Below are 21,365 nucleotides of genomic sequence, written 5' to 3' on the forward strand. Positions count from 1 at the left end.
GCGTGCCCGGCGTCGCGGCCCCGGCGCCTGGCGGCGGGACGCCATCCGGACGACCGCGGGCTGGCCGAGCTCGTCGGCGGGCTCGTCATCCGGAGCGAGGAGTTCGCCGCGCGCTGGGCCCGGCACCCGGTGCGCACGTGCACCTCGGGGGTCAAGCACTTCCACCACCCGGTCGTCGGCCCGATGGAGCTGCATTTCGAGAACCTTCTCATCCCCGGAGACCTCGGGCAGCGGATCATCGCCTACAGCGCCGAACCGGGTTCGTCCTCCGAGTCCGCGTTGCGCCTTCTCAGCCTCTCCGCACCCGGCTTCGAGCCGGTGAAGGAACCGGACGCGTCGCCCGGCCGCGGCCGGAGCGAGACCGGGGCCGCCGGCGCCCCGCCGACTAGACTGCCGTCATGACCGTTGTCGACGGGCCGGCCGCACCCGGCCCCGCACCGTTGACCCTGGCCCAGCTGGCCGAGCTCGCGGGGGTGTCCACCGCGACGGTCTCGAAAGTGGTGAACGGCCGCTCCGCGGTGGCGCCGCAGACCCGCGCGCTGATCGAAGACCTCATCCGCGAGCACGGCTACCGCAGGCAACGGCGGCGCGTCAGTCCGGCCGCCGTCGTGGAGCTGGTCTTCCACGAGCTCGCGGGCGACTACCCGACGGAGATCATCAAAGGGGTCGGCCAGGTCGCGCACGAGCACCGCCTGGCCGTGGCGGTCTCCGAGCTGCAAGGCCGGCACACCCCGGGGAACGACTGGATCGAGGACGTGCTCAACCGCCGCCCGACCGGCGTCATCGCGGTCTTCTCCAACCTGACCGAGGCTCAGCGCGACAGGCTCACCGCCCGGGAGATCCCCCTCGTCCTGCTGGACCCGCTCGGCGACCCCGGGCAGCGGGTCCCTTCGGTGGGGGCGGGCAACTGGAACGGCGGACTCTCGGCCACCCGCCACCTGCTGGAGCTCGGGCACCGGCGGATCGCGATCATCACGGGCCCCGTCCACGCGCTGTCCAGCCGCGCACGGCTCGACGGCTACCGCGCGGCGCTGGACACGGCCGGCGTGCCCGTCGACCAGGACCTCATCTGCCAGGGCGACTACCAGATCCAGGACGGCCTGACGCACACCGGCCGGCTGCTGCGCCTGCCCGAGCCGCCCACCGCCGTCTTCACCTGCAACGACGGACAGGCCATCGGCGTCTATCACGCGGCGCACGAGCTGGGCCTCCGCATCCCCGACGACCTGAGCGTCATCGGTTTCGACGACATGCCGTCGATGCGATGGGCCATCCCGCCGCTGACCACGATCCGCCAGCCGCTCACCGAGATGGCGGCGGCGGCCACCGCCATGCTGGTGACGCTCGCCGAAGGCGATCCCCTGCAGCGAAACCGCCTCGAGTTCGCCACGGAACTCGTCGTCCGCGGCAGCACCGCTCCCCCGAAGCGCTAGAGACCGAATCTGCGCCTGTACTCCAGGGGAGTGAGCCCGATCTCGCGGCGCATCAGCGCACGCAGATTGGCGGCGGTGCCCAGTCCGCTGCGCCGGGCGACCATCTCGAAGCGCGGCTCTCCCCGCTCGATCAGCCGGCAGGCCAGGGCGAGCCGTTCCCCGGTGAGCCACGCCAGCGGCGTGGTGCCCAGCTGCGCCCGGAAGCGGCGGTGCAGTGTCGCCGGGCTGATCGCGGCGTGCGCGGCGAGATCGGCCACCGTGAGCGGGGCGTCCAGCCGCTCCTGAGCCCAGGCCAGGACGGGCCCCAGGGACTCGTCCGGCGGGTCGGGCACGGGACGCTCCACGAACTGCCGCTGCCCGCCGTCGCGGTGCGCGGCGAAGACGAGCCGCCTGCTCACCGAACTGGCGATCTCCGCGCCGTGGTCACGGCGGACGATGTACAGGCCGAGGTCGAGCGCGGCCGCGCTCCCCGCGGCGGTGAGGACGTCGCCATCGTCCACGAACAGCACATCGGTTTCGAGCCGGACGGAAGGGAAGCGGGCTTGGAAGGAGTGCGCCCACTGCCAGTGGGCGGTGGCCCGGCGTCCGTCGAGCACCCCGGCCTCAGCCAGGGTGAAAGCACCGCTGCAGAAGCCGACCAGGCGGGCGCCGCGCGCGTGTGCCCGCCGGACGGCGTCGAGTACGGCGGGGCGGCGGGGCGGCGGGGCACCTCGACGTCGGGACGGTTGGGGACGATCAGCGTGTCCGCCGAGTCGGCCGCCTCCAGGCCGGCGACTCCGGTGAGCGTGAAGAACCCGTCCCTCATCAGGGTGCGCGGTTCAGGGGAGCAGAGGCGGAAGTCGTAGAGATCGCGCCCGATCTCGGGTCTGCGCAGACCGAAGATCTCGGTCGCGCAGCCGAGTTCGAAGGGGTTGGAGTTCTCGTCCACGATCACGACGACCCGGTGCGCGCCCGGCGTGCGGGCGGAGTGAGAGGATCCTTGCGCCATGTGCCATTCCTAGCACTCACCCCGGTCGGGACCGATGCGCCAGGCTTCTCCCATGAGCAACGAACCCATCGCCCTCGGCACGGCACTGGCCTCCTTCGACGCCCTGTGGAGCCCCCGCATCGTCACGCGCGTCAACGACTACGACGTACGCATCGCCAAGGTCCAGGGCGAGCACATGTGGCACGTCCACGCCGACACCGACGAGTTCTTCCTGGTGCTCGACGGGGAACTGCACATCTGGCTGCGCGAGGCCGGCGGGGAGCGCACGGTCCGCCTCCCCCGGGGCGCGGTGTTCACCGTCCCCCGGGGCATGGAGCACAAGCCGCACGCTCCCGGCGGCGCCGCGATCCTCATGTTCGAGCCCACCGGGACATCGACGGTCGGCGACCGCCCCGCCGAGGTCCCCGGCCACATCGACGCCACCACAGGACACGCACTCGGCTCGTGAGGACGGGCTGTTGCGCGCCCGGTCGGGGTGGACCTGGCCCCGCTGATGGTCGAGCAGGCCCGGCGCAAGCTCACCGCGGCCGGCTTCGACGCCCCGATGCTGGCGGGTGACGCGAGCGACCCGCCCGCGCAGGCCGGGACGTCCTTCGACGTGGTCCTGTCCCGCCATCTGCTGTGGACCCTGCCCGACCCCGAGGGTGCGTTGCGCCGGTGGATCGGCCTGCTGCGTCCCGGCGGGCGCCTGGTCCTCGTCGAAGGGCGCTGGGCGAGTGCCGAACCGGGTGAGGACCGGTCCTACGCGGTCGGGGTGGAGTCGATGCCGTGGATGGGCGGGGTCGAGGCACGCCGTCTCCTGGCGGCGCTGCAGCCGCTCGTGGAGAGCGCCCGCGTCGAGCCGCTGACCGACCCGACCTTGTGGGGACGGACCATCACCGACGAGAGATACGCCGTCGTCGCGTTCGTCTGACCTCGGCGCCGGTCCGGCTGGACCGCTGACGGACACAGCGATGCGGCCGGCGATCCCGCGCCGGGGCCGGCATGCCGAGGCCGATGGCGGCCGGTCGTGGCGCGACCGTCTCGCAAGAGCGTGACCTGCGCTGATGTCGAGATGCTGCAATCGGCGTCGTGGGTCATCGTGGGGAGTATGAGCGATCAGCGCGACGCCGTCGGCCCTCCCTCGGACAGCCGCCGCCATGACCACCACGACCACGACCACGACCACGGACATGGACATGGGCGCGGTGCGGCAGGGATCCGGGCGAAGGTCACGCACCTGCTGCGGCCGCACTCCCACGAGGCCGCCGACAAGGTCGACGCGGCGATGGAGTCCAGTGCCGAGGGCATGCGGGCGCTGTGGATCTCGTTGGGGGCGCTCGGTCTGACCGCGGCCGCCCAAGCCGTCATCGTGGTGCTGTCGGGGTCGGTGGCGCTGCTGGGCGACACCGTGCACAACACCGCCGACGCGTTGACGGCGGTGCCACTGGGCATCGCGTTCGTGCTGGGCCGCCGCAGGCCCAACCACCGCTACACCTACGGCTACGGCCGGGCCGAGGACCTGGCCGGGATCGTCATCGTGCTGACCATCGCGGCCTCGGCCGTGCTGGCCGGGTGGACGGCCGTCGACCGGCTGCTCCACCCCCAGCCGGTCTCCCATCTGGGGGCGGTCGCGGCCGCGGGGCTGGCCGGGTTCGCCGGCAACGAGCTGGTGGCCCGCTACCGCATCCGCATCGGCCGCAAGATCGGCTCGGCCGCGCTGGTGGCCGACGGCCTGCACGCCCGCGCCGACGGTTTCACCTCCCTGGCGGTGCTCCTGAGCGCCGGCGGCGGCGCGCTCGGTTTCCCGCCGGCCGACCCGATCGTCGGCCTGGTGATCACGGGGGCGATCTGCGTGGTGCTGCGCGATGCCGCCCGCCAGATCTACCACCGGCTCATGGACGCCGTCGATCCCGCGCTGGTCACCCGGGCCGAGCACGTCCTGACCGGTGTGCCCGGCGTCCAGCGCGTCGGGGCGGTACGGCTGCGCTGGGTCGGGCACACGCTGCGTGCCGAGGTCGAGATCGCGGTGCGCCACGACGCGCTGCTGACCGAGGCGCACGCCGTGGCGGTGCAGGCCGAGCACGCCCTGATGCACGAGCTGCCCCGGCTGCGGGCCGCCACGGTGCACGCCGATCCCGACGGCCCGGCCGGCACCGATCATCACGCCCCGCTCCTGGCCCATCGGTAGCGGCCCGGAGCGTCGTCGGCCCACCGGGCCCGGCACGGCGGACCGGCCAGCCGATACGACTGCGCCGGAACCCGCGTCGGCGCGGACCCTGAGCCTCGATTTGAGAAACGATAATGATTATCAGTACTGTTGTCCGCTGTCGCCCGTTCTGTGGCGACGATCCCCTTTGTGACAACGTCAGAAATCGAGGTCGTTCCCCTTGTCCCGAGATGAGGAATTTCAGGCCGGCAAGGCCAGGCGCGCGTGGATCGCCACAGCATTGGCGCTCATCGTGGTCGTGGGGGTGACGGTCGGCGTCACGACAGGGTGGGGCCGGGGAGGCGAGAACACGTCGTCCCCGGGCGGACCGCAGCGCCGCGGCACCGAGCTCGTCATCGCCGTCGGGGACGTCGCCGGCGGCGAGTTCGACCCGTTGAAGGGCTGGGGTTCCAGGCCGGCGCAGATCCGGCCGATCCACAGCTCGCTGCTCACCATCGACAAGGACGTCGACTTCGTCGGCGACCTGGCCTCGGAGCACTCCGTGAGCGACGACGGGAAGACCTGGAGCTTCACGCTCCGCGACAACGCCCGCTGGTCGAACGGCGAGCCGGTCACCGCCCGGGACGTCGTCTTCACCTACGAGACGCTGAAGGAGGACGGCACCCGGTTCGACCTGACGTTCGTCGACCGGATCACCGCCGTCGACGGCTCCCGTGTCGAGTTCCACCTGAAGGAAGCGCGCTCGACCTTCGTCAGCCAGCTCTCGGAGATCCCGATCCTGCCCGCCGAGCACTACGGCCCGGACTACTCGAAGAACCCGATCGGGTCCGGCCCCTACACCGTCGCCGACTACCAGCAGGGACAGCAGCTCATCCTCACGGCGAACCCGCACTGGTACGGCCGGCGACCGGAGTTCACCAAACTCACCTTCCTCTTCCTCGGCGAGGACGCGGCGCTCGCCGCCGCGCGGGCCGGGTCCGTCGACATCGCCTACGTCCCGCCGGCCTTCGCCGGCCAGCGCGTCACCGGGATGACGCTGCGGAGCTTCGAGAGCATCGATTCCCGCGCCCTGTCGCTGCCGACGCGGCCGGCCGGCGGCAAGGGGAAGATCCAGGGCAAGGACGTCGCCGTCGGCAACGACGTGACCGCGGACCCGGCGATCCGCAAGGCGCTGAACATCGGCCTCGACCGCGACGAGATCACCGAGATCGTGCTGCAGGGCCACGGCCGCCCGGCCTACACCCTCGTCGACGGCCTCCCGTGGTTCAACCAGGAGGCGGCGTTCGAGGACGGCCGCATCGACGACGCCAGACGCATCCTCGCCGAGGCCGGCTGGCGCGACTCCGACGGCGACGGAATCGTGGAGAAGGCCGGGAAGAAGGCCGGGTTCACGCTGATGTACCCCTCCGACGACAAGCTCCGCAGCGATCTGGCGCTGGTGGTGGCGGAGCAGGCGCGCGCACTCGGCATCGAGATCACGACCAAGGGCAGCACCTGGGACGGCATCTACCTCGACGGCAAGGCCAACGCCGTGACCTGGGGCGGCGGCCGCCACCACGCGCACCAGCTGTATTCGATGTACTCGTCGAAGGTCATCGACACCGGCTACAACAACATGCCGCAGTACGCCGACCCGACGGTCGACGGCCACCTCGACCGCGCGCTGTCCGCCGCCACCCAGGACGAGGCGAACGAGCACTGGAAGCGGGCGCAGTGGGACGGCAGGACCGGCTTCGCCGGCCAGGACGGCGACGCGCCCATCGTCTGGCTCATCCGGATCGACCACCTCTACCTCGTCCGCGACGGGCTGCACCTGGGTGAGCAGCCGATCCACGGCCACGGCCACGAGTGGGCGCTGTTCAACACCCTCGCCCAGTGGCGCTGGGAGAAGTGAACGCCCGCCGGCCGGCCGGGGCGGTGCCCGTCATGCCGAGACTGGTCCTGCTGCGCGTCCTGCGTCTGGCGACCCTGCTGGCCGGGGTGTCGGCGCTCGCCTTCACCCTGGTCCACAACTCGCCGATCGACCCGATCCAGGCCTACATCGGCGCCGACGTGGACCTCACCGACGAGCAGCTGGCCAAGCTCCGCGAGCAGTGGGGCCTGGACCGCTCGCCGGTCGAGCAGTACCTCGCCTGGGCCGGCACCCTGCTTCAGGGCGACTTCGGCACCTCGACGCTCTACAAGGCGCCCGTGACCGATGTCATGGGCGCCCGCTTCGGCGCGTCGCTCGCGCTGATGGGGGTCGCCTGGACGATGTCCGGGGTGCTCGGATACCTGCTCGGAGCCGTCGCGGCGATGCGGCGCGGCCGGCTCGCCGACCGGGTCGTCTCCTGGTACAGCTACACCCTGTCCGCGACGCCCACCTTCTGGCTCGGCATCGTCTTCCTCGTCGTCTTCTCCGTGTGGCTCGGCTGGTTCCCCGTGGGGCTCGCGGGGCCGCAGGGCGTCCCGGCGGCGGACGTCACGTTCGCCCAGCGGTTCCACCACTTCGTGCTGCCGGTGATCACCCTGTCCGCCGTCGGCGTCGCGAACATCGCCATGCACACCCGGGAGAAGATGACGGACGTCCTGAACAGCGACTACGTGGCATTCGCCCGCGCCCGGGGCGAGACCGACGCGCAGATCTTCCGCAACCACGGATTCCGGAACTCCGTGGTCCCGGCGGTGACCCTTCAGTTCGCCTACTTCGCAGAACTCTTCGGAGGCTCGGTGCTCGCCGAGACGGTCTTCTCCTATCCGGGCCTCGGCTCCACCCTGACCGAGGCCGCACTCGGCGGCGACGTCCCGCTGCTGCTGGGCATCGTGCTGGTCAGCGCGGTGTTCGTCTTCACCGGCAACCTGATCGCGGACGTCGTCAACGCCGCGATCGACCCTCGGACGCGGAGGAGGGCATGACAGCGCCCACCGGTCACCGCCCGCGCCTGCGCGGCCGCCGGGACCTCGTCGTCTCGCTCTCCGTCGTGGTGCTCCTGGTCGCCTGCGTCCTGGCGGGCCACCTCCTCCTGGACGACGCCGCACTGCGGCCGGACGCCGCGCCGCGGCTGCTGCCACCGAGCCTGGAGCACCCGCTCGGGACCGACCACCTCGGCCGGGACCTGTTCACCAGAGTGGTGAAGGGACTCGCGCTCTCCCTGGGGATCGGCGTGCTGACGGCGGCGATCAGCACGGTTATCTCCGCGGTGCTCGGCATCGGCGCCGCGCTCCTCGGCAGGCGGGTCGACGGCGTCGTCTCCTGGCTCATCGACCTGTCCATCGGCATCCCACACCTGATCTTCATGATCCTGCTCGCCTTCACCGTCGGAGGCGGAATCCCGGGCATCGTCCTGGGCATCGCGTTCACCCACTGGATGTCGCTCGCGCTGCTGGTCAGAGCCGATGTGAAGCAGATCCGCGGCGCCGAGTTCATCCTCGTCTCCCGCGGGCTCGGCAGGTCACCGCTCTTCATCGCGCGCAGGCACGTCCTGCCGCTCGTCCTGCCCCAGCTCCTGGTCGGATTCGTCCTCATGTTCCCGCACGTGATCCTGCACGAGGCCGCACTCACCTTCCTCGGGTTCGGATTCTCCCCGCAGACACCGGCGATCGGCATCCTCCTGTCGGAGGGGATGTCGCACATCTCCAGCGGGATGTGGTGGCTCGCGGTGTTCCCCGGCCTCGCCCTCCTGCTGGCCGTACTCGGCTTCGCGCGACTCGGCGACCGGGTGCGCGCGGTGCTCGACCCTGCGACGTCGAACGGATGAGAGCCGGATGAACACACCGATCCTGACGATCTGCGATCTCGACGTCGGCTTCGTCCAGTACGCGAGCAGGCTGCGCACCCGGACGGTCCCCGGCATCGCCGGGCTGGACCTCGAGGTCCGCGAGGGGGAGATCCTGGCGGTCATCGGCGCGAGCGGATCCGGCAAGACCCTGCTCGCGCAGGCGATCCTCGGCATCCTGCCGCACAACGCGCACGTCACCGGTGAGATCCGCTTCCGGGGCGAGCGGCTGACCGCCGCCGGGCGGAGGCGGACGCTCGGCCGGGAGATCTCCTACATCCCGCAGTCGGTGACGAACCTCGACCCGCTGATGCCCGTCGGCGGGCAGGTGCGGATCGGCCTCGATCCGAAGACCGCGGAGCGGGAGCAACGCCGGCTGTTCGCCCGCTACGGCCTGTCGAGCGAGACGGCGAGGCTGTACCCGTTCGAGCTGTCCGGGGGGATGCTCAGGCGGGTGCTCTTCGCCACGGGCGTCCGGGACACCGTCCGGCTGATCATCGCCGACGAGCCGACCCCGGGCCTGCACGCCGAAGCCGTCGCAGAGGTGCTCCGGCATCTGCGCGAGCTCGCCGCGGACGGGGTCGCCGTGCTGCTCATCACCCACGACATCCTCTCGGCGGTGACCGTGGCCGAGCGGGTGGCGGTGATGAACGGCGGGCGCCTCGTCACCGTCGAGCCCGCCTCCGCCTTCACCGGGGAGGGCGACGGGCTCGGCCATCCCTTCGCGCGCGAGCTGTGGCGCGCGCTGCCGCAGAACCGATTCTCCGCCGGAGGTGTGGAATGGCACTGGTAGTCAGCGGCCTCGGCTACGGCCACCCGGGCGGGAGGACGTTGTACCGCGACGCCTCCTTCCGCGTGGAGGCCGGCACCGTCGTCGGCATCACCGGGCCGAGCGGCAGCGGCAAGTCGACGCTCGGCGCGCTCCTGGCGGGAGACCTCCGGCCCGGGTCCGGTGAGATCACGGTCGACGGCGCCCCGCTGCCCGGACGCGGGTTCCGGCCGGTGCAGCTGATCCACCAGCATCCCGAGCGGGCGGTCAACCACAAGTGGCGGATGCGCTCGGTGCTGCGGGAGTCCCATGCGGTGCCCCGGGAGACGCTCGACCTGCTCGGCGTCAGGAGCGAGTGGCTCGACCGCTGGCCGGCCGAGCTCTCCGGAGGCGAGCTGCAGCGCTTCTGCATCGCCCGCGCGCTCCATCCCGCCACCCGGTATCTCGTCGCCGACGAGATGACCGCCATGTTCGACGCGATCACGCAGGCGCAGATCTGGCACGCGCTCATCCGGATCGTCCGCGAACGCGGCCTCGGCATGGTCGTCATCAGTCACGAGCCGGCGCTGCTCGACCGGCTCTGCGACGAGCAGATCGCCGTCGAGCGCCTCCGCGTCCCGGCGGAGTGCGGCCCGCCCTCGGTGCCCGCCTGAACCGGGCCTTCGGCCGTGCCCGGGCGCACGGCCGAAGGCCCGGTCCCGGCCGCCTCCGATTCCGCCGGTGACGAGGCCATCGCCGCGGAGCGGGCCCGGGAAGGCCCGTCCCCGCACCCGCGCCTCCTGGGGCGGAACGTCACCGCCCCCGCACTTGTACGTGTTGGTAGTGCGTGGTTACCATCCGAGGCACATCTCGATCTTCCCTACCGATGGGGTCCCATGAGCCCGCACCCCGGCGACACCCCTGAAGCCGCCTTCCGCCGCAGGTTCCGGTGAACCTCGAGCAGAAGGCGTCCCTGCTGTCCGGCAGGGACGCGTGGAGCACCGAGCCGGTGGGCGACGTGCCCTCGGCCGTGCTGAGCGACGGCCCGCACGGCGTGCGCCGGCAGACCGGCGGCACCGACCACCTGGGCATCCATCGGAGCCTGCCCGCCACCTGCTTCCCGCCCGCCGTCGCGGTGGGCTCCAGCTGGGACCCCGCCGTCGCGGGCCGGCTGGCCGCCGCGGTGGCCGCCGAGGCCCGCGCGCACGGCGTCCAGGTGGTCCTGGGGCCCGGGGTGAACATCAAGCGCTCGCCGCTGTGCGGGCGCAACTTCGAGTACTACTCCGAGGACCCGCTGCTGTCCGGCGCACTGGCCGCCGCGCACGTCAAGGCGCTGCAGGCTCAGGGCGTGGGCGCCTCCGTCAAGCACTTCGCGGCCAACAACCAGGAGACCGACCGCATGCGCGTCAGCGCCGAGGTCGACGAGCGCACCCTGCGGGAGATCTACCTGCCCGCCTTCGAACGCGTCGTCGAACAGGCCCGGCCGGCGACGGTGATGGCCGCCTACAACAGGCTCAACGGCGTCTACGCCGGCCAGCACCCGTGGCTGCTGACCACGCTGCTGCGCCAGGAATGGGGCTTCGACGGCGTCGTGGTCTCCGACTGGGGAGCCGTCAACGACCGGGTCGCCGCCCTGAAGGCCGGACTCGATCTGCAGATGCCCGGCAACCCCACAGACGACGCCGAGATCGTGCGGGCCGTCCGCGACGGCTCACTGGACGAGGCGGTCGTCGACCGCTCCGCGGCCCGGGTGCGGGCCATGGCCGAACGCTGGCGGGCCGCGCCGGGCGGCTTCGACGCCGACGCCCACCACGCACTCGCCCGCGAGCTGGCCGCCGAGTGCGCCGTGCTGCTGAAGAACGACGGTGCCGTGCTCCCCGTCGGCCCTGACGTCGGGACCATCGCCGTCGTCGGCCCGTTCGCCACCGAGCCGCGTTTCCAGGGCGGCGGCAGCTCCCGCGTCGACCCCACCCGGGTGGACGTCCCGCTGGAGGAGATCAGGAGGCTGGCCGGGGAGCGGACCGTCACCACCGATCCCGAGGGCGCCGACCTGGCGATCGTCTTCGCCGGGCTCGCCGACGCCGACGAGTCCGAGGGCTACGACCGGACCGCCATCGAGCTCCCCGGCGAGCAGGTGGAGCTGATCCGCGCCACCGCCGCGGCGGCCCGCCGTACCGTCGTGGTGCTGTCCAACGGCGGCGTCGTGTCGCTGGAGGGCTGGCACGACGACGTCGACGCCGTCCTGGAGGGCTGGCTGCTCGGTCAGGCCGGCGGCGGCGCCGTCGCCGACCTGCTCTTCGGCGTGGTCAGCCCGTCCGGGCGGCTGGCCGAGACCATCCCGCTGCGCCTGCAGGACACCCCCGCCTACCTGAACTTCCCCGGCGAGCAGGGCACCGTCCGCTACGGCGAGGGCGTCATGGTCGGCTACCGCTACCACGAGACCGTCGGGCGGCCGGTGCGTTACCCCTTCGGCCACGGGCTCACCTACACCGCCTTCGCCGTCGGCGACCTCGCGGTGGAGGTCACCGGAGCCGACAGCGCACGCGCCGCCCTCACCGTCGCCAACACCGGCGGGCGGTACGGCAAGCACGTCGTCCAGCTCTACGTCGCCACGCAGGCCGGCCCCGTCCGCCGCCCGGCCCGGGAACTGCGCGCCTTCACCAAGGTCGCGCTCGGCCCCGGCGAGTCCACGACCGTGGCCTTCGACCTGGACGCCCGCGCCTTCGCCTACTGGGACGTCGCCGAAGGCCGCTGGCTGGTGGCGCCCGGCGACTACACCGTCCAGATCGGCGAGAACGCCTCGATGATCGTCGCCGAGGAGACCGTCGAGCTCGCCGGTGAGGTGCTCGTCAAGGAGCTGACCCTGGACTCCAGCCTCGGCGAGTGGCTCGCGCACCCGGCCGTCGGACCCGCGTTCATGGACCGGCTGACCGCGGGCATGACCGAGGAGCAGCGGGCGCAGGCCGCCGAGCACGCCGGCATGCTGCGTCTGGTCGAGTCGCTGCCGATGCACCAGTTCCTGGGGTTCCTGCCCGCGCCCCTCCCCGAGAGGACCCTCACCGAGCTGATGGCCCTCAGCAGGCGGCAGGGCTGACAGGGAGCACACTCCGACCCCGTGGTGGCCTGCCCCGCCGATGCCGCACAATGGTTCGCCGACAGCGCCGCCATCACGCAAGGAGCCCCCACCGTGCCCCATCCGTCCGCCGATCCGGTGACCGTGCTCACGACCCTGGCCGGGTACGGCGAGCGCTACCGGCTGGAGACCGACCCCGGCGCGGGCGGAGACTGGATCGCCGCCGACCGGCTGATGGATCCCGTCGCCGAAGAGCTGACGCGGGTGCTGGAGGCCGAGCGGGCGGCCAGCGGGCAGGTGTCCGCGCACGCCACGGCACTGACCGTGATGGCCGTCTACGCCGGCACGGTCACGGCCCCCGCCCTGCTGGCGTGGGCGCTGTACGACCAGGTGCTGGACGTGCGGCCGCGGAACGTGCTGCTCCGGCTCGACGACCACCACGGGTTCGCGGCCGTCGCACTGCGCCGGCCGCGTCTGGCCGACGTCTCCCGCATGCCCGCGGGCGAACGGCTGGCGCTGCTGGTGAGCCAGGTTCTCGACGAGCACCTGCTCCCGGTCGCCGAGGCGCTGCGGGCGCGCAGTCGCGCCGGGCGGCGGCAGCTGCACGGCGGCATCGCCCAGGGGTGCGCCGCGGCGTTCGGCGCCGCGAGCAGGAGGCCCGGAGCCGACGTCGACCTGCTGCAGCGCTCCTACGAGAGGTTCGTCGCGGCCTGCCCGCCGGAACTGGCCGCTCTCGGGGAGATGGTGCGGCTCTCCGAAGCAGGCGCGGAGGGCCTGTTCTACCTGCGCCGGACGTGCTGCCTGTTCTACACCGCCGCCCACGGTGAGAAGTGCGCCAGTTGCTGCCTGGACAGCGTGGAGGACCGCATCGCCGGCTACCGCCGCGCCCTCACCGGCGGCGCGACCCCGCACTGACCCCGCCCCGGCGTCCCTCCCCGGCCGGATCGGCGGTGCCCGGTACCTGGACAGACCCCTGCGGCTAGGACAGGAGGGAGTCATAGGCGGCCGAGTGCTGCTGCCCGGACATGAAGGACACGAAGCGCCTGACGAAAGCGCTACGCGAGTAGCTGGCGTCCCCGTCGCTCAGCTCACGGTGGAAGGCCCGGCGGAACAGCGTCTGGTACTCGTGTGCGTCGATCATCTGGTCGTCGTCGACGTCGGTGATGTCGAACAGCACGTCGGCGACCCTGATCAGCCCGGAGCCGGGCAGAGCGGCGGCTGCGGCGGCGTACTCCTGGCGTGTGACGCGTCCGTCACCATCGGCGTCGAGCTGGGCCTGCAACTCCCGCCACCAGGCGGCGTAGGCGTTGTAAAGCCGCTCCTCGTCCGGTTCGTCCAGATCGAGCCGCGTGGCGATCGCCCGGGCCATGGCGGCCAGATCGGGCCAGGTGAGGTGGCCGTCGCCGGTCTGGTCCAGGACCTCGGCGAAGAACCGGTCGGCCGAGCGTGTGGCCCGGCCGGCCTCCTCGGCAGCCGGAGCCATGAGTCTGATCATGGCCGCGGCCTGACCCGCCTTGCGGCGCACCTTCTCCCACGGTCCACCGCCTCCGGCGTGGCCGGGATCCAGCAGGCTCATGAACGAGCCGACCTGCATCCAGTCGTCCGGAAGCACACGGGCGGCGAATCCGGCCGTCAGGTAGGCCCCGTGCATGAGCGTCCGCGCCCCCGGAAGGTCGGGCAGGGCGATACGGCGGCAGAAGGACTCCGGCAGCGAGGCGATGGTGATCGCGGCGGCCACCGGACCCGCCACGACCCGGCCCGCGGCCCACACCGCGGGATGGCTGCGCAGCAGGGGCGGCGCGGGCACGTTGGCGAAGAGCCGGTAGAGGATGACGCGCACCGCCTCGGTGCTCTCCAGGCGATGGTCGATCATGTCGTCGTAGTAGGGCCAGAACTCCCGCAACGTCGCAGGGAGGCGGTCGCTGTCGCCCTCGAGCAGGGCCAGGAACGTCCGGAACTCGGCGTAGAGCCGTTCCATCGCGGGTCCGTCGAGCGACTCGCCGCTCAACCGGTACATCGTCACCGCCGACTCGAACAGGGTCGCCACCACCCAGGCACGCGCTTCGGCGTCCATCGCGTCGTAGCGGTGACCGTGCGGGTCGGTGCCCGAGATGCGCGCGTGCAGGCGGTTGAGGCGGGCCGCCTCCCGGTGGCGGACCCGCGGGTCCGGGTCGAGCATCCGCTGCGTGCTCACCACGGTGTTGCGCAGGCGCCGCCACGGATACGTCACGAACGTCGAGTTTCCGATCAACGCCATGCCGATCTGCGGGTGTGCGGCCTCCAGCACCGTGGCGCGGGTCACCGCAAGGCCCCAGCGGGCCTCGCTGACGAGGCGGCGCAGCATCGAGTCCGGCCCGAAGACGTCGGTGGTCTCCTGCCCGGTTTCCTGTGCGGTGGGCTGATTCATCGAAGTCCCTCTCCCGTCGTGGGGATCGACTGGCGGACATCACCGAAGCGGCGCTGGCGCCGCCGGTAGGCGTCAAGGCATTCCCACAGGTGGGCCGCGCGGAAGTCGGGCCACAGCACGTGAGGGAAGACCCATTCGGCGTAGGCGACCTGCCAGAGCATGAAGTTGGAGATCCGCTGCTCTCCGGAGGTACGGATGACCAGGTCCACATCCGGTGTGTCGGAGCAGGGGAGATGACCGGCGAAGGTGACCTCGGTGACCTGCTCGGCGGGTACGGCCGCGCGGATCAGCGAGCGGGCGGCTTCCACGATGTCGCGGCGTCCCCCGTGATCGAAGGCGACCGTCAGCGTCATCTGCCTGTTGTCGCTGGTCAGCGTCATCAGATCGGCGATGTCCCGGGCGAGCTGCGGCGGGATCCGCGGGTCGGACATGCCCAGGAACCTGCACCGGACGCCTCGTGCGTGCAGCGCCGGTGCGTGCTTGCGGATGGCCCGGCGCACGAGTCGCATCAGGATGTCGATCTCGCCTGCCGGCCTGCGCCAGTTCTCGGTGGAGAAGGCGTACAGGCTCAGCCACTTGACGCCGGCCGAGCGGGCCGCCTCGATGACGTCGATCACGGCGGTCTCCGCCGCTTCGTGGCCTGCGGTCCGCGGCAGTGACCGCTGCGCCGCCCACCGCCCGTTCCCGTCCATGACACACGCCACGTGATGCGGTAACCCGCCAATGATTTCCATAGCTGATCGTGACCATATCATTACTGTTGGTGGTGGAGGTGTTGCGCTCACCGGTCTCCGGCCGGATTCGCCGTCGAGGGCGGCGAAGCCGGGCGGCATCCGGGCGGCACCGTTCGTCGCAGGCGCCCGCCGACCGGCTCGGCCGTCACGAGCCAGCGCAGGAAAGCGATGGCCGCCGGCCGGAGTCGCATGCTCCGGCTCGGCTCCGGCCCAGAACGAACGGCAGGTGATCGTAAGCCGTCAGCGGCCGCGGGGCCGTGGCGGGCCGGCGTCGTCTTCGATTCCGAAGCGGTGCCGCGCGGTGTCGAGCAGGCGGCGCAGGTCGCCGGCGTCCGGTGCGACGGCGGTGGCGAGCCGTCCGGGGCCGTCGAGCGGGACGATCACGCCGTGCCCGTCCGCCGGGGTGCCGCCCAGGATCTCGACCGGACCGGAGCCGCCCGTCAGACCGGGGCCGAGGAGGAGGAGCTGGCCGACCGCTCGGTTGCCGTCCAGGACGGCCGGGCCGTCCCAGCCGGGCGCGCCGGGTCCGAAAGACGTCTGCTGGTCCAGCAGCGTCCGTCCGCCGCGGCGTACGGTCAGGCGGCTGTCCAGTCGTCCGGTCGGTTCGCGGGCGCGGCCCAGGATCTGCTGCTCGCTGAGCAGGAGCCGGGCGGTGGGGGCCAGGTCCACCCGGATGTGCTGGCGCAGGTCGCTGCCGGCGGCGCTGATGACGGGTTCGGGCAGCCAGTGCAGCCGCGCGTCCCGGCCCACGCGCAGGAGCACGTCGTAGACGGCGTGCCCGGGTGCGGGGCCGGGCAGTGCGACGGTGGCGGCGGCGGAGGTGAGGTGCAGGTCGGCGCCCGCCTCGACGGTGATCTCGATGCGCAGCCGGTCGCCGTTGTGCGGGGCGCTCATCGCGCCCAGGACGCACACCCGCGCCGGACCGCCGCGTGAGGGCAGGCGGCGCAGGTCGAAGGGGCCGTCGCCCTGGAGCAGGGGAAGATCGGTGGTGCCGTCCGCCGCGGTGGCCGTGATGCGGGCGGTGGCGTGCAGGCTGCAGGCGGCGGCGTCCTCGCCCGGGGGCGCCGCCGGGCGGTGGGCGCGGGCGGTGGTCGTCATGGCCGGGCCGCCTTCCCTGCGGCCAGGAGCCGGCACACCCATTCGGCGATCGGTGCGGCGCCGCCGGGGGTCCTGACGCTGGTGGCGATGACGGGCAGGCCGGCGCGTGCCGCCGCGGCGTCGCGTTCCATGGCCTCCAGGTCGGCGCCGACGTGGGGTGCCAGGTCGGTTTTGTTGATGACCAGCAGGTCGGCGGTGGTGATGCCGGGGCCGCCCTTGCGGGGGATGTCGTCGCCGCCGGCGACGTCGATGATGAAGATCTGGTGGTCGACCAGGCCCTTGGAGAAGGTGGCGGTGAGGTTGTCGCCGCCGGACTCGATCAGGATGAGGTCCAGCGGGCCGAGCCGGTTCTGCAGGTCGTCGACGGCCTCCAGGTTGGCGGAGATGTCGTCGCGGATGGCGGTGTGCGGGCAGGCGCCGGTCTCGACGGCGCTGATGCGCTCCGGCGGCAGTACGGCCGCGCGCAGCAGGGCTTCGGCGTCCTCGCGGGTGTAGATGTCGTTGGTGACCACGGCCAGCGACAGGCGGTCGCGCAGGTGCCGGCACAGAGCGGCGACGGTGGCGGTCTTGCCGGAGCCCACGGGTCCGCCCAGGCCGATGCGCAGGGCGCGGGCACCGGAGCGGCCGCCGCCGCTTTCGGGGATGTTCTCCAGGACGGTCTCGGTGTGGTGCAGGTGCATGTGTCTGCTTTCTCGTGGTGCGGCAGGGCATTGGGCCGGGTGGCGTTCAGCCGGCGAACAGGCGCACCGGCCAGGCGGCGTGCTGTTCGGCGGTGATGTCCAGCAGGGGTGCGCCGACTGCGGGCAGCGCGTCCGTGCCGTGGTCGGTGACGCGGGCGGCGTGCTCTGCGGCCCGGCCGGTGATCTCCTCGATGTCGCAGGCCAGGTGGGTCAGGACGCCGGTGGCGTGCACGGGGTCGAGGCCGAGCAGGCGCACCGCGGCGGTGACCGGGCCGCTGACGGTGTCGTAGGCGGCGGCCTGTGCGGCCTGGGCGGGCGACAGTCCGGCCGCGCGTGCGGCCAGCCCCAGCACGACCGGGTGGTGCGCGCCGCCGGGGCGTGCCTCGGCCAGTTCCTCCAGCCGGGGATCGGGCCAGAGCCGCCGGGCGGCGCGCATCAGCTGCCGGCCGAGCCGGCGGGCGGTGCGGCGCAGCGCCGGAGAGGGGGTGCGCGCGTCGGCGGCGTCGTCCAGCGCCAGCGGGTCGCATCCCCCGGCCGCCGCGGCGGCCAGCGCCGCGGCGACCAGGCCGGCGGTGTGCAGCCGGCCGCGGCAGAACCGCTCCAGCGTCGCCGTGTCGTGCACGCGTCCGGCGGTGACGGCGGCCTCGGCCCCGCCGGAGTGGGCGTGCCCGCCGGCGGGGAAGCGGCCGTCGGACAGCACCAGCAGCGCCGCCGGACTCGCCGTGGTGCTCTGCACGGGGTTCATCGTCGCTCCAGGTGGCGGGTCGGCGTCAGAACAGGAAGTACCGCTGGGCCATGGGCAGCTCGGGGCGGTAGTGCGGTATGACCGTGTCCTCGTCGACCGACACCTCCACGTCGCCGGTGCGGTCGTCTTGCTCGCCGGCGCCGCCGCTGCCTTCGACGACCACGGTGAAGTTGTCGGAATCGACGTCGATGCGGGGCAGAGCGCTGTTTTCGCGCATGTCGTCCTTGCTCAACCCCCGCGTGCTGGTGATGGGCACGAACGCCTTGGCCACATCGGGCAGGCCGCCCGCGAACTGCTCGCAGACGAAGTTGACCGAGTTGCCGGGCGGCGCGGTGCCGAGGGCGCCGAACATGCGGCGCGGCAGGACCGGCTGGGGGGTGGGGATGGAGGCGTTGGCGTCGCCGATCTGCGCGTAGGCGATCTGCCCTCCCTTGATCACCATGTGTGGCTTGACGCCGAAGAACTTCGGCTCCCACAGCACCAGGTCGGCGAGCAGGCCGGTCTGCACCGCGCCGACCTGGTGGCCGATGCCGTGGGCGATGGCCGGGTTGACGGTGTACTTGGCGACATACCGGCGCGCCCGCAGGTTGTCGGCCCGCCCGTCGCCGTCCAGGACGCCGCGTCGGCGCTTCATCACGTGCGCGGTCTGCCAGGTCCGCATGATCATCTCGCCGATGCGGCCCATGGCCTGGGCGTCCGACGACATGATCGAGATGGCGCCCATGTCGTGCAGCACGTCCTCGGCCGCCATCGTCGAGGGCCGGATGCGCGAGTCGGCGAACGCCAGGTCCTCGGGGACCTTCGGGTTGAGGTGGTGGCAGACCATCACCATGTCGATGTGCTCGGTGATGGTGTTGACCGTCAGCGGCCGGGTGGGGTTGGTGGAGGCGGGCAGTACGTTGCGGTGGGAGGCCATCTCGATGATGTCGGGAGCATGGCCGCCGCCGGCGCCCTCGACGTGGAAGGCGTGGATGCAGCGGCCGTCGATGGCTTCCAGGGTGCTCTCCAGGAAACCGGCCTCATTCAGGGTGTCGGCGTGGATGGCCAGCTGGGCCCCGGACTCCTGGCACACCTCCAGGCAGGCCCGCAGCACGGCCGGGGTCGCCCCCCAGTCCTCGTGGATCTTGAATCCCAGCACGCCGGCGCGCACCTGGTCGCGCATGGCCTGGCGCGACATGGTCGCGCCCTGACCGAGCAGCCCGATGTTGACCGGGAAGCGGTCCAGCGCCTGGAACATGGAGGTGATGTGCCAGGCTCCGGAGGTGACGGTGGTGGCCTTGCTGCCCTCGGCCGGGCCCGTGCCGCCGCCGATGAGCGTGGTGACACCGGAGGCCAGCGCCTCGTCGAGCTGTTCGGGGCAGATGAAGTGCACGTGGGTGTCGATGCCTCCCGCGGTGAGGATCTTGCCGTTTCCAGCGATGATCTCCGTCTCCGGTCCGACCACGATGTCGACGGGACGGGGAACGGGCCCGGCGACGCGCTGCCCACCGTGGCGGCCGTTCATCGTCTCGGGGTTGTAGGCCTTGCCCAGCGCCGTGATGCGGCCGTCGCGCAGCGCGACGTCGGCCTTGACCACGCCCCAGTGGTCAAGGACCACCGCGCCGGTGATCACGGTGTCCGGCGCCCCGTCAGCGCGTGAGCGGCAGGACTGGCCCATGGATTCGCGGATCACCTTGCCGCCGCCGAAGACCATCTCGTCGCCGCTGTGGCCCGGGCCGCCCGCCCAGTCCTCGGTGACCTCGAGCCACAGGTCGGTGTCGGCGAGCCGGATGCGGTCGCCCGTGGTCGGGCCGTACAGGTCGGCGTAGTCGGCGCGCTCCAGCCGGGGACGGCACACCTCGGCTCGCGGTGCGGGCTGCGGTACGGGCTCAGTCATGCAACTCACCCCCGACCGCTCCGCGCAGCCCCATGACGACCCGGTCTCCCTGGATGGGCACCAGGTCGACCTCGATGCGGCAGTTCGGCTCGAAACGCCGGGACTTGCCGGCGGGGATGTTCAGGCGCTTGCCGTAGGCGCACGCGCGGTCGGGCCCGGGATCCGCCGCATCCGCCGGCCGGATCTCCAGGGCGGGGTTGACCTCGTAGAAGTGGTAGTGGGAGCCGACCTGGACGGCGCGGTCGCCGGTGTTGCACACCTGGACCCGCGTCACCGGCAGTCCCTCGTTGACGTAGACCGGCCCGGCCCCCTCGGGGTGCGCGACCTGCCCGGGGCCGGGCAGGTCGTCGCGGGTCGGAATGGGGTCGGTGACGGTCACCAGCTTGGTGCCGTCGGGGAAGGTGGCCTCCACCTGAACCGTCTCGATCATCTCGGGGACGCCCTCCATCACCTCCTGGCGGGTGAGCACACCGCGTCCGGACATCATCAGCTCCCGGACGGTCCGGCCGTCCCGGGCGCCTTCGAGTACGTGCGCGGTCAGCAGTGCGACCGCTTCGGGATGGTTCAGCCGCAGTCCCCGGGCCCGGCGCCGGGCAGCGACGTCAGCGGCCACATGGATCATCAGGCGTTCCTGCTCGTGGGGGGTCAGATGCACGTCTTCCTCCTCACATCCACAATCGGTTTTCTGCCGGCGGTACGGATGAACCGATCCGTCGTGCCGCGGCCTGCGTGCGTGGGCGCGCACCGGACGGCCTGCGGATGCGCCGCCGGGATGCAGGCGCGTCCGACGGCCGGGCAGAACGGACGTGCACCACCTCGTGGACCGCTGTCGCGGGGTACGTCGGCGGTACGCAACCGCGCACCAGCGCTGCTCCGCCCGGCCGGTCGGCGGTCAGGTGCCGTGGGGGAAGACCTTCCAGACCTGGGCGAGGTTGGGGCCGCCCCACATGCGGGTCAGGCCGAGGAGCTGATCGTTGGCCTGCAGGTGGGAGACGATGGACAGGGCGTGGGAGGGGTGGACGACCGAGGCGATGACGTAGCCGTCGCTGCTGGTGTCGACGGGCTCGAAACGCCAGCTCTGGTGGAGGCTGTCGTTGCCCTCCTTCAGGGTCACCACGTCGGCGGGGTTGGCGCCGGCGCTCAGCGCGCGACCGTGGGCCGCGGAGCGGATGACGACGGTGCCGTCGGGGTTGCGCACGAGCGTCCAGCGGTGGCTGGTGGCGTCGGCGAAGGGGTCCTGGGCCCAGGTCTGGACGTGGTTGCCGACGTTGTCGTGGAAGTCGTTGCACATGAAGTAGGTGCCGGTGACGTGGTGGACCATCATCACCGATCCGGTGGGCAGGGCGCTGCCGAGCGGCATGACCGGCTCCTTTTTCCACAGGGGAAGCGAGGGTTGGGGGTGCCGCAGGCGGCGTCCGTGCCTGCCGGGGCGGCGGGAGGTGCGTGAACGGACCGGGCCCGTGTCGTCCACGGCCGGGCGGGTGATGCCCTCGGGTAAGGGCAGGAGAAGGGATATCCCTGCTGACATCACTGACGGTAAAGAAACAAACACTGATAGTCAATAGCCTGTCAAGGATGCCGTCAGGCCCATGTGATCCGTGCTGCACAGTTGTGAGCCTTGACGTCCTCCCCCGTCTGAAGACGGGGGATTCCAACAGCAACTACCCCACAAGGAGGAG

The 21,365-nt window shown here is 72.1% G+C and carries 20 protein-coding genes and 1 pseudogene; 12 read left to right on the top strand and 9 right to left on the bottom strand.

The window, feature by feature from the left end; genetic code table 11:
• Nucleotides 1-60: 60 nt before the first annotated feature.
• Entirely contained in the window at nucleotides 61-402 is a 342-nt protein-coding gene (locus IEZ06_RS08505) for an MmyB family transcriptional regulator (protein WP_229797892.1), read from the top strand.
• On the top strand, nucleotides 399-1,433 hold the full coding sequence (locus IEZ06_RS08510) for a LacI family DNA-binding transcriptional regulator (RefSeq protein ID WP_189236086.1): 1,035 nt from the start codon (nucleotides 399-401) through the stop codon (nucleotides 1,431-1,433). Before IEZ06_RS08505 ends, IEZ06_RS08510 begins: the two co-directional genes overlap by 4 nt.
• On the opposite strand, the gene IEZ06_RS08515 is transcribed toward IEZ06_RS08510, so the two are convergent.
• Complete coding sequence (locus IEZ06_RS08515) at nucleotides 1,430-2,074, bottom strand: GlxA family transcriptional regulator (protein WP_229797893.1); 645 nt, start codon at nucleotides 2,072-2,074, stop codon at nucleotides 1,430-1,432. The two genes, IEZ06_RS08510 and IEZ06_RS08515, sit on opposite strands and share 4 nt — an antisense overlap.
• Before the next feature lie 399 nt (nucleotides 2,075-2,473).
• Between IEZ06_RS08515 and IEZ06_RS08520 the strand changes: the two genes are divergently transcribed.
• The 10 genes and pseudogenes from IEZ06_RS08520 to IEZ06_RS08565 all read left to right on the top strand — a co-directional run bounded on the left by IEZ06_RS08520 (nucleotide 2,474) and on the right by IEZ06_RS08565 (nucleotide 13,061).
• Complete coding sequence (locus tag IEZ06_RS08520) at nucleotides 2,474-2,869, top strand: cupin domain-containing protein (RefSeq protein ID WP_189236087.1); 396 nt, start codon at nucleotides 2,474-2,476, stop codon at nucleotides 2,867-2,869.
• Nucleotides 2,870-2,893: 24 nt separating this feature from the next.
• Nucleotides 2,894-3,334: pseudogene (locus IEZ06_RS08525) on the top strand (class I SAM-dependent methyltransferase); the annotation flags it as partial.
• 177 nt (nucleotides 3,335-3,511) lie between these two features.
• Complete coding sequence (locus IEZ06_RS08530; RefSeq protein ID WP_189236088.1) at nucleotides 3,512-4,591, top strand: cation diffusion facilitator family transporter; 1,080 nt, start codon at nucleotides 3,512-3,514, stop codon at nucleotides 4,589-4,591.
• 199 nt (nucleotides 4,592-4,790) lie between these two features.
• The gene (locus tag IEZ06_RS08535; protein ID WP_189236089.1) at nucleotides 4,791-6,464 is read left to right on the top strand and encodes an ABC transporter substrate-binding protein; all 1,674 of its coding nucleotides are present in this window, start codon (nucleotides 4,791-4,793) and stop codon (nucleotides 6,462-6,464) included.
• Nucleotides 6,446-7,465: an ABC transporter permease gene (locus IEZ06_RS08540; protein ID WP_203871916.1), complete on the top strand. Its 1,020-nt coding sequence runs from the start codon at nucleotides 6,446-6,448 to the stop codon at nucleotides 7,463-7,465. The genes IEZ06_RS08535 and IEZ06_RS08540 overlap by 19 nt, the downstream gene beginning before the upstream one ends.
• Nucleotides 7,462-8,307: an ABC transporter permease gene (locus IEZ06_RS08545; protein WP_189236090.1), complete on the top strand. Its 846-nt coding sequence runs from the start codon at nucleotides 7,462-7,464 to the stop codon at nucleotides 8,305-8,307. Before IEZ06_RS08540 ends, IEZ06_RS08545 begins: the two co-directional genes overlap by 4 nt.
• Nucleotides 8,308-8,314: 7 nt before the next feature.
• Nucleotides 8,315-9,118, top strand: a complete 804-nt coding sequence (locus IEZ06_RS08550) for an ATP-binding cassette domain-containing protein (RefSeq protein ID WP_189236091.1) — start codon at nucleotides 8,315-8,317, stop codon at nucleotides 9,116-9,118.
• Nucleotides 9,106-9,747, top strand: coding sequence for an ABC transporter ATP-binding protein (locus IEZ06_RS08555; RefSeq protein ID WP_189236092.1), 642 nt, complete (start codon nucleotides 9,106-9,108; stop codon nucleotides 9,745-9,747). The genes IEZ06_RS08550 and IEZ06_RS08555 overlap by 13 nt, the downstream gene beginning before the upstream one ends.
• A gap of 275 nt (nucleotides 9,748-10,022) precedes the next feature.
• Nucleotides 10,023-12,167, top strand: coding sequence for a glycoside hydrolase family 3 C-terminal domain-containing protein (locus IEZ06_RS08560; RefSeq protein ID WP_189236093.1), 2,145 nt, complete (start codon nucleotides 10,023-10,025; stop codon nucleotides 12,165-12,167).
• A 93-nt stretch (nucleotides 12,168-12,260) separates the two neighbouring features.
• On the top strand, nucleotides 12,261-13,061 hold the full coding sequence (locus IEZ06_RS08565; RefSeq protein ID WP_189236094.1) for an IucA/IucC family C-terminal-domain containing protein: 801 nt from the start codon (nucleotides 12,261-12,263) through the stop codon (nucleotides 13,059-13,061).
• Between the two features lie 64 nt (nucleotides 13,062-13,125).
• Here IEZ06_RS08565 and IEZ06_RS08570 read toward each other — a convergent pair whose 3' ends face one another.
• The 8 genes from IEZ06_RS08570 to IEZ06_RS08605 form a co-directional block, all read right to left on the bottom strand.
• A complete protein-coding gene (locus tag IEZ06_RS08570; RefSeq protein WP_189236095.1) occupies nucleotides 13,126-14,553 on the bottom strand; it encodes an EF-hand domain-containing protein in 1,428 nt (475 codons plus the stop codon).
• Nucleotides 14,550-15,308 carry a polyprenyl diphosphate synthase gene (gene uppS / locus IEZ06_RS08575; protein WP_307811683.1) on the bottom strand — a complete coding sequence of 253 codons (759 nt, stop codon included), beginning with the start codon at nucleotides 15,306-15,308 and terminating at the stop codon, nucleotides 14,550-14,552. Before uppS ends, IEZ06_RS08570 begins: the two co-directional genes overlap by 4 nt.
• A 219-nt stretch (nucleotides 15,309-15,527) precedes the next feature.
• Nucleotides 15,528-16,385: an urease accessory protein UreD gene (locus tag IEZ06_RS08580; RefSeq protein WP_203871917.1), complete on the bottom strand. Its 858-nt coding sequence runs from the start codon at nucleotides 16,383-16,385 to the stop codon at nucleotides 15,528-15,530.
• Nucleotides 16,382-17,065, bottom strand: a complete 684-nt coding sequence (ureG, locus tag IEZ06_RS08585) for an urease accessory protein UreG (protein ID WP_189236098.1) — start codon at nucleotides 17,063-17,065, stop codon at nucleotides 16,382-16,384. Before ureG ends, IEZ06_RS08580 begins: the two co-directional genes overlap by 4 nt.
• A 46-nt stretch (nucleotides 17,066-17,111) precedes the next feature.
• Nucleotides 17,112-17,810 (bottom strand): urease accessory protein UreF, encoded by a 699-nt coding sequence (locus tag IEZ06_RS08590; RefSeq protein WP_189236099.1) that lies wholly within the window; start codon nucleotides 17,808-17,810, stop codon nucleotides 17,112-17,114.
• Nucleotides 17,811-17,835: 25 nt separating this feature from the next.
• Nucleotides 17,836-19,686 carry an urease subunit alpha gene (locus tag IEZ06_RS08595; protein WP_189236100.1) on the bottom strand — a complete coding sequence of 617 codons (1,851 nt, stop codon included), beginning with the start codon at nucleotides 19,684-19,686 and terminating at the stop codon, nucleotides 17,836-17,838.
• Nucleotides 19,679-20,341 (bottom strand): urease subunit gamma, encoded by a 663-nt coding sequence (locus IEZ06_RS08600; RefSeq protein WP_189236101.1) that lies wholly within the window; start codon nucleotides 20,339-20,341, stop codon nucleotides 19,679-19,681. Before IEZ06_RS08600 ends, IEZ06_RS08595 begins: the two co-directional genes overlap by 8 nt.
• Nucleotides 20,342-20,578: 237 nt before the next feature.
• Nucleotides 20,579-21,046, bottom strand: coding sequence for an RICIN domain-containing protein (locus tag IEZ06_RS08605; RefSeq protein WP_189236102.1), 468 nt, complete (start codon nucleotides 21,044-21,046; stop codon nucleotides 20,579-20,581).
• Between the last annotated feature and the right edge of the window lie 319 nt (nucleotides 21,047-21,365).

The sequence above is a fragment of the Planomonospora antibiotica genome, assembly GCF_014647955.1.
GTDB classification, from domain to species: Bacteria; Actinomycetota; Actinomycetes; order Streptosporangiales; family Streptosporangiaceae; genus Planomonospora; species Planomonospora parontospora.